Genomic DNA, 14497 nt, shown 5'->3' on the forward strand with positions numbered 1-14497 from the left:
TATAATTAAATTCCCAGTTTTGTTCTCTTGTCTTCAATATCTGCCATGATTAATTCAGCAGCCTTGATTGGATCTGATTCAAAGACATAAGCAGCGCCAGTCCATTCTTTAACACCTTCGGTCATCAGCTTCATGAAGTTTTCACTTCCGGAAACATAAGGCATAACACCAAGATAAGTATTTAAACCACTTGATACTACGTAAGATGCGATAGCAACAGCCTTTTCAGACATATATTCAGGTGCGGCACCTACAACTGGAAGTTCTGCAATATCAACGCCTCTTTCGTTAGCTACTAAAGTAACCAGATGGAGGATACGGCTGATATCAACACAGGAACCCATATGTAATACTGGAGGAATATTCGCTCTTTCGCAGGCTTCTTTCAAACCACGGCCGCAAAGTTCTTTTGCTTCCAGTTTTAAGAGACCAGCTTTAGCAGCAGCCTGAGCTGCACAACCAGTAACAACGCAGATAACGTCGTTTTTAATTAACTCTTTCATCAATGTGATGTGGGCATAGTCATGTTCGACCTTTGGATTGTTACAACCAACAATACCGGCAGCGCCTCTTAAAACACCCGCCCAAACTAAGTCACCTAAAGGCTTAACTGTACCTGTTACGTCAGTCTGAGAGTTAACAACGCGGTCTAAAGCGCCGATTGTGGTTTCTACAGAGTAACCAACAATTGTTTCAGCTTTCAGTTCTGGTACATCAACCTTGGAAGCGTCTCTGTTTTTAAAGTTCATAACAGCTGTTTTGATTACTTCTTCAGCGCAGCTCAATGGATCTTCTTCATTAAATTCAATGTACATGTCCCCTGCAATTTTTGCTTTTGGAGATGTACTGATAAAGCGTGTATGGTAGCTCTTGGCTAATTTTGGCAGTGCAGGGAAGATACACTGAACGTCTACAACCGCAACTTCAACGGCACCGGTGATAATGGCCATTTCCTGCTGGTAGAAGTTACCGGCGATCTTAATACCGTGACGCATGGTCATTTCATTACCAGTACAGCACATACCGACAACGTTGATACCCTTAGCGCCCTGTTCCTTTGCCATTTCAATCAGCTCAGGATTTTTGGATGCAACTGCGATCATTTCGGCTAAATTCGGATCATGACCGTGGAGCATGATATTTACCTGTTCAGGATCAATAACACCTAAGTTTGATTCAGAAGCTCTTTCCTTTGGTACACCATACATGATGTCAGAGAATTCTGTACCGATCATGGAACCGCCCCAGCCATCAGACATACTTGTTCTTAAAGAACGTCTTAAGATGGATTCAGGATCACTTGCACAACCCATATGTGTGGAGTGCATTAAGGTAACAACTTCCTGGTCAATCGCTCTTGGCGCAATGTTTTCTTTTTCCCAGATTTCCTGACGGGATTCTGGCGCTCTCTTTAAGAAATTCTGTGTTCCGAAGGGTTTACCGAATTCCATTAAAGCCATTTCTGCAAGTTCATGGGCCAAAGCGTAAGTTTCTTTGGTATCTGCTTCTTCAATTCCCCATTCTGCAGCGATTTTTCTTAATTTGCCTTCTTCTCTGATTTTGAAAGGACCATCTTCAGAAGAATGATACATTGCATGTACGATATCGCGCGCATGGTCAGAGTGAGCGGATGTACCGGCACAACACATTCTTGCAAAGTTTCTGGCAACGATGGTGTCTCTGTCTGCACCACAGATACCTCTCTGAGCGCCTTTATCCGGTGATGGGCTTACACGGCAAGGTCCCATAACACAGATACGACAGCAAATACCAGCTTCACCAAAACCACACTGGGTTTTTAAAGCTGCTTTTCTGTCCCACATGGTTTCAGCGCCATCTTTTTGAGCTTTTTCGATTAAAGCTTCAGCTATAACATCAAATTCTAACAATTCATTGCTCATAATTTAATTTACCTCTCCATAGTAATTTACTCGCATTGCAGCAACTTTGTAAAAATTTCCACTTTACAAAAACACTTTATTATTGTAGAATAATAAAAGCGGCAACGCAAATCAGTCATTTATTCAATATGGGCTCCTAAAGCAACGTTCCCTTCCGGGTCTCGAAATGAGCGTTACTTTAGGGGCTTATTTTTTATTAACTTCTTTTAGAATTCCAGAACGGAGTCTGCGTATAAGATATTATTTTTGATAATATCGCAGGCAACTACAGTTTCCATTAAGCGTTTGTCACAAGGATTAATGATTGCGCTGGATAAGCCGCAGCACATTGCCATTGCCATCATTGCGCTGTCAAGTAATGGTCTGATATGTTTTGGAGCACCGTTGGAAACATTACTTAAGCCACAAGTGGTCAACAGACCCATGTCTGTGATCATCTTAACGGCTTCAAGCATTTCTTCTTGTTTGTCCTGCATACCCTTGATAACGAGCGCCAATGGGTCAAACAGCATATCGGTTGGTTCCATGCCATGTTCCATACCTCTTTCAAGGAGTTCAGAGCAGTAAGCGATACGTTCGTCATTATCAGAAGGTACACCTTCTTTAGAACATAAGCAGATGCAGGCAGCATCGTTGGCAGCAGCTAAATCCAGGTAACCGATACGGTCGCCGGCATCAGCGGAGTTAACGAGTGGCTTGCCTTTTTCACGGTTGTAAACCTGAATACCAGCTTCGATCGCTTTCATGTTAGCGGTGTCGAGTGCCAATGGAACATTGTCAAAGTTTTCCTGTAACAATTTAACGCCCCATTGCATTAATTCTTCACCGTCTTTTTCAGCAGGTCCGATATTCAAATCCAAATAATCTGCACCAGCGTCTAACTGTTCTTTTGCTCTTTGCAGGATTGGTTCAGGATTACGAGTTTCAAATGCTTCACGCATTGCTGGAGAAATACAGTGAATTCTTTCACCGATAACCATAAATTTTGCCATAATGTTTCCCCTTTCGGATTATAAAATATTTTTGGATAAACCGCAGCCGGAAACCCCCGCTTCCAGCTGCGTAAAAGTTTTAATTTGTATGAATTACAGATATACGCCGCTCAGCGCAAAGCTTAAGCAATTCCCATTAAATCACGTAAGAATTTCGGGATCTGCATAGCTTCTGTCGGTCCGACAATAACTTCCCAATCCGGAAGCGCTTCAGCAACGTCACCCTGTAATACAGCAACTTTACCAGGTAAGATAAGTTTTCTGCATTTAGTTTTGTCAGCAATGCCGCTTTCCTTAATGAAATCAGAGATAACGGAAGCACCGAATTTACCGGCAGCCCACGCTGTAAGAACGGAGTAACCGCCAGCGTCAGGAATAGCCAGGTAAGCAGGAACTTTAGAACGTTCGATTTCGCCGGAAACTACGAAGTAAGACAGAGCGAAGTCAACGGTAACCAGTACAGGTGAGTTGTCATCAGCTTTGTTGAATTCATAGATCGTCGGTTCAACACGCATTGGTTTCTGAGGATCGGTGAAGATGTTCTGTCTTAAACCGAACAGCGGCAGAGCCTGTTTGAAGTCCATATCGCTCATTACGATGATGGAACCATAGCGCAGAACAAAAGCAGAAGCTAAGGCAACTTCCATCTGTTCGCAGCAAGCAATTTTGTTAACAAATACAACTGAAGGATAACCGAATGTTCTGTCATCGCCCTTCAGAGTGTTTGTACGGATGGTTACAGCATTGTTGTAAGCTTCTTTAACAGAGCTGTCACCAACATTCAGAACCAGGTTCTTGTAACCAGCGGCTTCAATTTTTTCAACAGTGTCGTGTAATTCTTCGATAGAACCAGCGGAAACCCCCAGTACAACGTCAGCAGCTTTGGCAACTTCTACCATCGCGTCAGCATTTGCAGGTGTAGCGCCCATTAAGATACCTTTAGCAGCTTTGATTGCTTCAGCAGCTTCCTTAGCCACTTCAACATCTTCAACAACAGCCATCGGTACACGTCCCAGTTCGATCACTTTAGCGATCAGGTCTAAGAACTTAGCTTTGTCAGCAGCATAGCGTACAGAAGCAACTTCTACACACATTAATTCGCCGATACGGTCATATTTAACAGCTTCTAAATGAGCTACCTTCTTGGCAATTTCATCATCAGAGTCCGCGTCTGAGAATTCAACTGCGAATAATGCTTTGTTAACATAAGTTTTTTCATGTCTGAATAATACGGTTTCGCCGCCCAGAGCGCACTCTGTGTCGCCAGTTCCGATCTTGATTGTTTTCATCGGAGGAGCGGTAGCTTCAGATAACTGAGCTTTAGCTTCGTCTGTAATATACGGGCATTTATCAATTTCTGCAGCGCCAGCGGCTACTTTCATTGAGAATGCCATACATGTAGGGAATCCACATTCCTTACAGTTTTTCTTAGGAGTCAGTTTAAAAATATCTAAACCTTTTACTGCCATTTTTTTGCGCCTACCTTTCCTAACCTACTAACTCTTTGATAAAGTTTTTAATCACTTTAGCTGATTCCGGATGTTTAACAATAACAGCGTTTGAGCCGCCGATTAAGCAAGAAGCTGCAGTGGAAACTTCCATAGCGATACCACGTTCTTCCTGATTTCCCCATTCAGGAGCTTCTTCTTCTGTGAACACAGCTTCCTTTACGCCCCATGCTTCGTCGCCAACATTGGTCATGATTGGCATCTGAAGGTCTGTATCGTTCTGGCCTAAAGCGGCTAAACGGATACGGTCCATTGTAGAAGCAACATATTCGAAGCCATAGCCAACAGCAGCGGTTCCAACATCCATGATAATGTTTCCACCGTCAACACCTAACTGTGTCAACAGGATATTTAACTGTTTTGCAAGGTTGATATCAACAGCAGACTGGCCGGATACTTTGTGGCCGTCAGCATTACCTGCTACGCCGACAGATTTGTAGTTATCTTCAACAGCTGAGAATAAAACAGCGTTTTTGCCAGACAGTGCCTGAGAAACCTTAACCAGTAAATCACCGTCTTTTTCAGCGTTGTTGCAGCCTGCAACAACCAGCGGAAGATCGATTGCTGCTTCGACAGCTTTAGCAATTTCAACACATTCTTCAGATGATTTGTTAGCACCGTTAGGATCGGCACTGATTAATTTTAATGCGATAAACTGTGCGTCTGTATTATCCTGTACATATTTTGCCCATGCTGCAGGATCCTTTACGACGTCACCATAAGCGTCAACCAGACATTTTTCCCAGTCTTCTGGGTAACTGTCTAAAATTTCCACACCAACAACCGGTGCGTTTCCTTCACCACTTAAAAATGGTAATCCTTTTTCTCCTCCGAGAGTAACTGCTGCATCTCCAACACCAATTACACACTCATTGATCTTGCCACTAAACTTTTGTTCTGCTTTTTTGAATGGCATTTCCTCGTTACCTCCTAACTCGTTCTTGTTAGTATTTTTTTATATTTCAAAGCCCGGAATCGTTTTATGAACATGACAAATTCCGGTTGCTTTAAAATTTCAATTGTAAAAAAACCGGTGTACACAGACTTGTATATATAAGTATACACATATACTACTATCTTGTTATAAGTTTGTCAAACATTTTTCGACCAAAAACAAAAATTTACCCGTCTTTCTAAAGCTTTTAATTCACAGTTATTCAGTAGGTTTAAATGATTTCATGAAACCCATGAAAACGACCCCGTAAATAAGCAAAATATTACTATAGTATACAAGTGTCAGTCTGCTTTGGCCAGCCGCTTCAACGCAGGGATGAAAATATCTCCCATTACAGCGAGATCCTCCGCGTCAAAACCTGAGGTAATATTACTGTCAAAAAGAATCTGTGATTCCGGCGGGAACTCATCATCCCCCAGCCAGAGGATCACGGTCAGATACATATTGTTGATAAACTCAAACCGGTAGGACAGATCACCATGCTCTTTGGGTTCCGCCCCCAGCTTCTCCATAGCGCGCTTCAGTCCCTCAACATCGTAGTTAAAGGTGAAGGCAAAGCGCTTCAGGCAGCGGCCCTCAAAGCTCTTAAAATAGTGGTTTCCTCCCGAGATATCCCGGTATGCAATGGTGGTGCCCATCGGCGGCACACCCTGAGCGTTAAGCAGATAACGCAGGATCATGGTCATCGGCTTATAATCGTCAAAGGCGGTTTCGTCCTTTAAAAGCACGTCGCCTTCGGGATATTTTACCTTGTATTCCTCACCCATCAGCGTCACTGTAAACAGCTGTTTTTCAGGGTCATAGGGACAGGTGGATTTCTCCGCCATCTCCAAGGGATCCTTATCCTTTATCAGATTTTTATAATGATCATAGGGCAGCTTGTCTTTTCTCTTCTCTTCAATGGCTGCTTCTATTTCAGAATTTAGCATTGGTTACCTCTGTCTATTTTTGCAGGCTCGGGAACAGGCTCATATCCGTGTGCGGAATAAAGCAGGCAGATATGAAGGCGTCCATATAAGAAGGGTGGACACTAAGCTCCATATAAGTCATATTCTGTCCGATTTCTGCAATTTTTTCTTTTCCTTCAGCCAGTGTAAGGGCTAGATAGCACCCCTGCATCGAGCTGTTTCCAATATAATAATATTTTTCGACCGGTATATCTGGGAGCATACCGAGGGCAATGGCGTTTTCAATGCCAAGGTTGCTGCCGATTCCTCCGGCCACATACACATTTTCCAGGATCTCAATCGGCATATCCATGCTTTCCATCAAGGTGTGAATAGCTGAGAACACCGCTCCCTTTGCCTTAATAAAGCTGTCGATGTCAATTTCTGTAATATAGATATCCTTGGCGGTACCGTCCAGTTCTTTTGAGCAGACAAAGTAACGCCCGATATCGTATTCGTCAAAGGCAATCCTGGGATTGTCGATGTCTTTGCTGATACGGCCTTTGCCGTCAATAATACCGGTTCGCTTCATCTCGCAGATCAGGTCAATGATCCCTGAACCGCAGACCCCTACTGGTATTTCCCCGCCGATGGACGAAAAACTTGCCTTTAAGGTGGCATCGTCAATCTTGACCTCTTCAATGGCTCCTGGAACCGCCCGGGTTCCGCAGCTTATTTCTCCGCCCTCAAAGGCCGGTCCTGCCGAGCAGGCGCAGGTCATCATAAAATCCTTGTTTCCGAAAACAATCTCGCCGTTTGTTCCCAGGTCTACCAGCATGGTAAATTCTTCCTGCAGCCAAACTGGAACAGCGAATACACCAGCGGTAATATCACCGCCAACATAGCTGGCCACCGAAGGTGCCAGATAGACACGCCCCTCGGGATTAATGCGGATACCAATCTCGGTGCTCTTCATTTCTGGAATCGTATTGACACCCGGTATAAAAGGCTCCCGTCTCAGATGATCCGGGTTGATCCCAAGCAGCAGGTGGGTCATGGTCGTATTCCCCGCCGCACACATCTCATAAATGTCGTCGGTGGTAATACCTGCCGACTGTACCATCTGTCCGATCAACGGATTGATGGTCTCCTCGATAATAGCGTCCCGCAGCTTTTTGAGACCTCCCGGCTTTTCTGTATAAACGATACGGTTGATAACATCGCCGCCGTATTTAACCTGGGCATTCCCCATAGATGCTTTGGAAACAATCTCATTAGTATCCATATTGACCAGGCAGGCAGAGACAGAAGTTGTGCCGATATCTAAGGCTACCCCGTAAAGGGCGCAGGCACATTCCAGACAGGAACGTACATCCATGATTTCGGCGATATCGCCGCGCTTCAGATAGACAACCTTTATTTTAAAATTATTTTCCCTGAAAGCGTCCGGGAACTTCCTGAGAACATCCAGGCTCACCTGAATATCTGAGTAGCCCAATGTCTGGCGGAAATAACGCTTTAACCGATCCTCATCTGCGAGATTATCGTCATTGGTAGGCTCTGGCAGCTGAATGATCTCACAGCACAGGCGGTTGGAATCGGTCATCCCCATTTTCAGCATCTTTTTCCGCACATAGCGGATATTTTTGTTTTCATTTTCAGACAGGTCGGTAATCTGCATTTCATTCTGGAACGCAGAAGCCAGATCAGGCACATTTACCTCAATATCCTCAATGATTTCTGAGCTGCAGGCCAGCACCCATCCGTCGGCAATTTCTTCTTCCGTCAGCCGGGTCAGTGACAGGGCGTCCACTCTGCCTTTTATAATCTGAACCTTGCATTTTCCACAGGTTCCATTGCCATTACACGGTGTGTCGATCATAATTCCGGCTTTCCGCGCTGCTTCCAGGAGATTTTCTCTTTGTCCTGCTAAAAACTCTACCTGCCGTTTCCCCTTAACGACAAACACTACTTTATGCATACACGCCTCCTTGTTCTGTTAACCTTTGCAAAATAGTCATATGCATGATCTTATTTTTAAAACAGAAACCGCCACTCCTCTTTGACGGCTTCTGCTATCGCACTTACTTAAGAAACCAGAACTACTTGATTTCAAGCTTATCAATAATTTCACGAACAGCCTTACGCGCTGCTGAATCCTCTGGAAGGGTAACAAGCGGCTTGCCGTATGCGTCGTATTCAAACACCTGCTGATCCATCGGGATAACGCCCAAAAGATCCAGTCCCTGTTTTTCAATTTCTTCCGCTGTGCCTTCATTGAGTTCTCCGTTTGGCGCGCGGTTTACAATCAGCTTAATGACCGGGATTCTCAGATTGAGTTCCTCTGCCAGATCACGGATTCGTGCAACCGCCTGAATACCGCGGCGTGAGCAGTCGCTGACCAGCAGTAAAATGTCCATTCTCCCCATGGTTCCGCGGCTGATATGCTCCATTCCTGCCTCGTTATCCATAATGACATAATTATAGTTTTCAGATAAACGCCCCACCTGAGTCTTTAAAAGGCCGTTGACGAAACAGTAGCAGCCTTCGCCCTGACTGCGGCCCATGACCAGCAGGTCGTAGCCCTTTCCTTCAGAAACAGCCTGATTTAAACGAAGGGTCAGAAAATCCCCCTTGGTCATTCCCGGCGGCAGCTGTTTACCGTCCATTTCCGCATGGTTGACCTCTTCCTTGATGTGTCCGATGGTCAGTTCAACCTCTTCACCCAAAACCTCGTTCAGGTTTGCATTTGAATCAGCATCCACTGCCAGGATTGGTCCCTTGCCCTGTTCTGCCAAGTATGAAACCAGCATACCTGTAAAGGTTGTTTTTCCAACACCGCCCTTACCGGCAACTGCAATATTAAAAGCCATAATACGCTCCTCCTTTGTTGAAATTTCAATTTCACTCAGCCTGCTTCACAGGCTTTTTAAAGCGTGAACTGATGGATTGTTATTTTTTTAACAAGTAAAAATCCTTGACTTGTATATATAGGTATTAACATGCCTATCATAACATATTGAGAACCATAACACAATGTAATATTTTGTCCTGTAAAGCCGGGCTTAAGGCTGCAGTATTCACCAAAAAGAACAAATAAACACCTGCTTTTTTAAACGAAAGCACCTGATTTAAAATACTTTTATTATCCGCTTTTAACATCTTGTAAAAACCGCTGTATATGGTATACTTTCAGTATCATTACAGCCATCGGGAGAATCATATGACTTTTTCTTTTTTTACCCTTGCCAGCCCTTTCTCAGTTTTTGTGTTTATTGTTAACATTCTGTTCAGCTTCACGATTATTTTTCTGGAGCGCAAAACACCGCAGAGCACCTATGCCTGGCTGTTGTTTCTGTGGATCATTCCGGTTCTGGGATTCGTCTTTTATCTCTTCTTTTCCCAGAATCTGACCAAGCGAAAAATCTACCGCTACAACACGCCGGAAAACGAGCAGTACCAGCTTCTGCTGCGACGGCAGAAAAAAGCGCTGGTAGACCGCCAGCGGATCGCAAAAAATAAAACTATTGCAAAAAAATACCGTTACAACATCGAGTATCACCTCAATGTCAGCCATGCCCTCTACACCGACAACAACAGCATCGATATTTATACCGATGGACACGAAAAATTCAATGCCCTGTTCGAGGCCATTGAAAACGCCCGTTCCACTGTTCACATTGAATATTATATCATTAAATACGATGGCCTTGGCCGGAAATTTATGGAGCTCCTTACCAAAAAAGCCCGGGAGGGTGTCGAAGTCCGGCTTCTCTTTGATGAAATGGGTGGCCGCTATATTCCAAAGAGCGCTCTAAAAGAGCTGGAATCCTCCGGCGGCCAGTATGGTATTTTCTTTCCCTCCAGGCTTCGTTTTATCAATCTCCGCCTGAACTACCGTGACCACCGCAAAATTGTCATTATTGATGGCAAAACCGGCTTTATTGGAGGGTTTAACGTTGGTGACGAGTATCTGGGCCTTAAGAAAAAAATGGGCTACTGGCGGGATACCCACCTGAAGATTGAAGGGTATGCTGCCTACGAGCTCCAGATGCGATTTTTCCTCGACTGGCGTACCAGCGGCAACAAGGCTAAGCTCAATATCAATTCTGAAAACATCCACCGCTATTTTCCTTATATGGAAAACTGTGAAGGTTCAGGCATCCAGATCGTCTCAAGCGGCCCCGATGATCCCAACCAGGTCATCAAACAGGGCTTTATCCGGATGATTACCAATGCCGAGAAATACATTTTAATCCAAAGCCCTTATTTTGTTACAGACGAGAGTATCATGGAGGCTCTTAAAATCGCCCTGCTGTCCGGTATCGACGTGCGGATAATGATCCCTAACAAACCTGACCATATCTTTATTTACTGGGCCACTCTCTCCTATGTTGGAGAGCTCATAAAATACGGGGCCAGAGTCTACATTTATGACAATGGCTTTCTCCACGCCAAAGTGCTTGTCGTGGATGACCAGATCGCCGCTGTCGGTTCCTGCAATTTTGACATCCGGAGCTTCAGTCTCAATTTTGAGACCAACGCCTTTATCTACGACCCCGAAATTGCTGTAAAACTGCGCGATATTTTTTACAGAGATATTGAGAAATCCATTTACTATGACACCATGGCTTACGAAAAACGCAGCCGTGTCATCAAGGTTAAGGAGTCTATCTCCCGCCTCTTTGCGCCGCTGTTGTAAAAAAGACAGGATGTACCGACCCAACCAGTACATCCTGTCTTTTTATTTTTTGCGGTAAAACACCTGCCGGTTTACTGCCTTGTCCTGTGAAGCGACAATCGTCGTACAAACCGCGTCGCCTGTGATATTAACAGCTGTTCTGGCCATATCCAGAATGCGGTCGATACCCATAATCAGGGCGATACCCTCAATGGGAAGCCCGACCGAATTAAAAACCATGGACAGGGTTATCAGACCCACCCCCGGCACCCCTGCTGTACCGATGGAAGCCAGCGTAGCAGTCGCAATAACGGTCACATAATCGGGTATCCCCAGAGGAATTCCAAAGGCCTGGGCTGCAAAAACAACTGCCACACCCTGCATAATAGCCGTACCGTCCATGTTTATGGTCGCTCCCAGCGGAATAGTGAAGGAAGAAATTTTGCGCGATACCCCCATTTCCCGTTCCAATGTCTCAATTGACAGTGGAATAGTCGCATTGGATGTTGCTGTTGAAAAAGCAAAGCCCATAACCGGCAAAAACTTTTTGATAAAAGTGATGGGGCTGAGACCTGTAAAACCCTTGAGCATTCCCTGATAAACCACAAAGCACTGTATGCCAAGGGCCAAAAAAACAGCGGCCATATATTTAAGCATTGGCAGAAACGCGTTAAAACCGATTCCCGCAAAGGTTTTGGCAATCAGGCAGAAAACACCAATCGGTGCAGCCTTCATAACCATCGTGGTCATTTCCATCATTATATCGTTAAACTGGGAAAAGAAGTTGGAAACAATATCTGCCTTTTCTCCAAGCTTAGCCAGAATAATACCAATAAGCAGTGCAAAGACAATGACCTGGAGCATATTTCCTTCGGCCAGACCCTGGATAGGGTTTTTGGGGATAATATTCAGCAGCGTGTCCACAAGGCTCGTCTTTTCCGCGATTGTAGTCTCCACCTGCTGGATCGAAGAAATATCCAGGCCGATTCCGGGATTAATCAGGCTGGCAACAGCGATAGCCAGAGTAACCGCCACAGCGGTAGTAAAGATATAGAAGCCAATGGTTTTAACCCCTACCTTTCCCAGTGTCTGTGTATCTCCAATAGCAGCACTTCCACAGATTAGAGAGCAGAACACCAAGGGAACGACCAGCATCTGCATAAGCCGGAGAAATCCATTTCCAAGCACATAAAAAACGCCGTTGATAACAACTGTATCCTTAATGTAACCGCTTGGAATAAGATAGTGGAGAACAATCCCGGTAACAGCCCCTGCCAGCAACGCGATAAAAATCCAGGTTGTCAGACCAAGCTTTTTTCCTTTATTCTTTTTCATAAACGCCCTCCTCTCATATTGTATCCCGCTTCAGCGTTTCCATAAACTCACGGATAGCGTCTTCCCAACGGGGCATCTGGTATACCTCAGTCATATACATCATCATGTTTTCCAGCACTGTGTGGCTGGGATATGGGAAAAACCGGCTGGTATTTTTAGAAACGGCTGCATCGATAGGTACATTCTCCAGACCTGCCAGCCGCAGAATCTCCTTGGCAAAATAAAAGCGGCTGCACACGCCTTCGCAGGCAGCGTGAAAGACCCCGTACTCTCTGGTTGAAAGCAGGCGCACAATAAATTTTGCCAGTTCAACAGCACTTGTCGGAGAGCCTACCTGATCATTGGGAACCTCGAAAGGCTCTCCCTTTCGCGCCATTTCCAACACCCAGAACACAAAATTACTGCCGGACTGCCCATAGATCCACGAACTCCTGATCACCAGATGGCGCGGGTTCAGTTCCCGTACAAAGCCTTCGCCTGCCAGCTTGGATTTGCCATACACGGTCACTGGTTCAGGCGTATCAAACTCGGTATAGGTCTTTTGGCTCATTCCTCCAAAGACATCATCGGTGGATATCTGGATAATTTTAGCACCTATTTTCCTTGAGGCGATACTCAGATTTCGCGCGCCGAGCGCATTAACCTTATACGCCTGAATCGGTTCCTCTTCACAGTCTTTGACATCCGCCATCGCCGCACAGTTAATGATCACGTCTGGCCGGTTTATATCTGCGTACTGCATAATACCATCCAAATCTGTAACATCCACATCTTTATCGGTTGTCAATATATCTCTCGCCGCATCCTCCAGCGTTTTGTAGAGCGTATGGCCCAACTGCCCTTCTGCTCCGGTTATCCATATACGATCATTTTCCAACATCGCCACAGCTCCTTATCAAATTTTTGTATTTTTCGTTTCTTAACTATAACACATCAATTGCTCAAAAAACAAGAGAACCCGGAGAGCAAGACCCTCCGGATTACAATGTTCACATTGATTGCGTATATCTTTCTGCTTAGCTGTAAATTTCCACCAGGCGTTTTAAGAGCGCAACAACCTTTTCCATAGACTGAACCGGAATATACTCAAAACGTCCATGAAAATTGTGCCCGCCGGTACAGATATTCGGGCACGGCAGCCCCATATAGGACAGGCGCGCACCGTCGGTACCGCCTCTTATCGCCGTCACCTTAGGCTCTATACCAACATCCTTCATGGCTTTTTCGACATTGCGGACAAGATGGATATGCGGCTCAATTTTTTCTTTCATATTATAGTATGAATCTGAGAGAAGGTACTCAAAGCTTCCCACACCGTACAGTTCATTAAGATAATCACAGATTTTTACTGCCCGTTCCTTACGTTTTTCAAATTTCACCCGGTCGTGGTCACGGATAATATAGGTCATTTCTGCCTTTTCTACTGTTCCCTCAAACTGGTCCAGGTGATAAAAACCCTCGTAGCCTTCTGTGTGTTCAGGCGTTTCACATGCTGGCAGCATGTTCTGGAACTCCATTCCCATGAGCAGGGCATTTTTCATCTTGTTTTTAGCCGTTCCGGGATGAGTACTGACGCCGTTGACGGTTAATTTTAAACTGGCTGCATTAAAGTTCTCATATTCCAGCTCACCCAGCTCACCGCCGTCCACAGTGTAGGCAAATTCTGCACCAAAGCCTTCCACATCAAAATAGTTAACACCCCGTCCGACCTCCTCGTCTGGCGTAAAGGCTATTTTTATGGTTCCGTGAGTTACAGGGTTGTTCATCAGGAAATCACACAGGGTCATGATCTCAGACACGCCGGCTTTATCGTCCGCGCCTAAAAGGGTAGTACCATCTGTCACAATGATATCCTGGCCTTTGTAATCCAAAATTTCCGGGTAATCCTCTGTCTTAAGAACAATATTTTGCGCTTCGTTCAGTAAAATATCGCCTCCGTCATAATTTTCGACAATTCTGGGTTTAACATCCTTTCCGCTCACTGCGCTGGAGGTATCCATATGGGCGATCAGTCCAATGACAGGCAGCTCCTTATCCGTTGTTGGCGGAATGGTTGCATAGACATAACCATAGCTGTCCATGCGTGCATCCTCCACGCCCATTTCCTTAAGTTCCTCAACCAGTATAGCCGCCAGATTTTTCTGTTTTTCGCTGCTTGGGAAACAGTCAGCTTCCGGCACAGACTCTGTGTCCACTTGAACGTATCTTAAAAATCGGTCTACTACTGTTTTCATTTTT

The 14497-nt window shown here is 45.0% G+C and carries 11 protein-coding genes; 1 reads left to right on the forward strand and 10 read right to left on the reverse strand.

The window, feature by feature from the left end:
- Positions 1-5 precede the first annotated feature (5 nt).
- The 7 genes from cooS to BUC22_RS00840 form a co-directional block, all read right to left on the reverse strand.
- Positions 6-1901, reverse strand: coding sequence for an anaerobic carbon-monoxide dehydrogenase catalytic subunit (gene cooS, locus BUC22_RS00810; RefSeq protein ID WP_070081154.1), 1896 nt, complete (start codon positions 1899-1901; stop codon positions 6-8).
- 206 nt (positions 1902-2107) lie between these two features.
- Positions 2108-2893, reverse strand: a complete 786-nt coding sequence (gene acsE / locus BUC22_RS00815) for a carbon monoxide dehydrogenase/acetyl-CoA synthase methytransferase subunit (protein ID WP_013381869.1) — start codon at positions 2891-2893, stop codon at positions 2108-2110.
- Positions 2894-3015: 122 nt separating this feature from the next.
- Complete coding sequence (gene acsC / locus BUC22_RS00820) at positions 3016-4362, reverse strand: acetyl-CoA decarbonylase/synthase complex subunit gamma (protein ID WP_073381817.1); 1347 nt, start codon at positions 4360-4362, stop codon at positions 3016-3018.
- Positions 4363-4381: 19 nt separating this feature from the next.
- Positions 4382-5317, reverse strand: a complete 936-nt coding sequence (gene acsD / locus BUC22_RS00825) for an acetyl-CoA decarbonylase/synthase complex subunit delta (protein WP_013381871.1) — start codon at positions 5315-5317, stop codon at positions 4382-4384.
- Positions 5318-5637: 320 nt separating this feature from the next.
- A complete protein-coding gene (locus tag BUC22_RS00830; protein ID WP_013381872.1) occupies positions 5638-6285 on the reverse strand; it encodes a DUF3786 domain-containing protein in 648 nt (215 codons plus the stop codon).
- A gap of 13 nt (positions 6286-6298) precedes the next feature.
- A complete protein-coding gene (acsV, locus tag BUC22_RS00835) occupies positions 6299-8224 on the reverse strand; it encodes a corrinoid activation/regeneration protein AcsV (RefSeq protein WP_073381820.1) in 1926 nt (641 codons plus the stop codon).
- Between the two features lie 121 nt (positions 8225-8345).
- Positions 8346-9116: an ATP-binding protein gene (locus BUC22_RS00840; RefSeq protein ID WP_073381822.1), complete on the reverse strand. Its 771-nt coding sequence runs from the start codon at positions 9114-9116 to the stop codon at positions 8346-8348.
- Positions 9117-9466: 350 nt separating this feature from the next.
- Here BUC22_RS00840 and cls point away from each other — a divergent pair, with 350 nt between their 5' ends.
- Positions 9467-10945 (forward strand): cardiolipin synthase, encoded by a 1479-nt coding sequence (gene cls, locus BUC22_RS00845; protein ID WP_073381825.1) that lies wholly within the window; start codon positions 9467-9469, stop codon positions 10943-10945.
- Between the two features lie 42 nt (positions 10946-10987).
- On the opposite strand, the gene BUC22_RS00850 is transcribed toward cls, so the two are convergent.
- From BUC22_RS00850 to pepT, 3 genes are all read right to left on the reverse strand, one after another.
- Positions 10988-12259 carry a dicarboxylate/amino acid:cation symporter gene (locus BUC22_RS00850; RefSeq protein WP_073381828.1) on the reverse strand — a complete coding sequence of 424 codons (1272 nt, stop codon included), beginning with the start codon at positions 12257-12259 and terminating at the stop codon, positions 10988-10990.
- 13 nt (positions 12260-12272) lie between these two features.
- Positions 12273-13139 (reverse strand): dTDP-4-dehydrorhamnose reductase, encoded by an 867-nt coding sequence (gene rfbD / locus BUC22_RS00855; RefSeq protein WP_013381877.1) that lies wholly within the window; start codon positions 13137-13139, stop codon positions 12273-12275.
- A gap of 136 nt (positions 13140-13275) precedes the next feature.
- Positions 13276-14493: a peptidase T gene (pepT, locus tag BUC22_RS00860; RefSeq protein ID WP_013381878.1), complete on the reverse strand. Its 1218-nt coding sequence runs from the start codon at positions 14491-14493 to the stop codon at positions 13276-13278.
- Between the last annotated feature and the right edge of the window lie 4 nt (positions 14494-14497).

The sequence above is a fragment of the Eubacterium callanderi genome (genome assembly GCF_900142645.1).
Classification (GTDB): Bacteria; Bacillota; Clostridia; order Eubacteriales; family Eubacteriaceae; genus Eubacterium; species Eubacterium callanderi.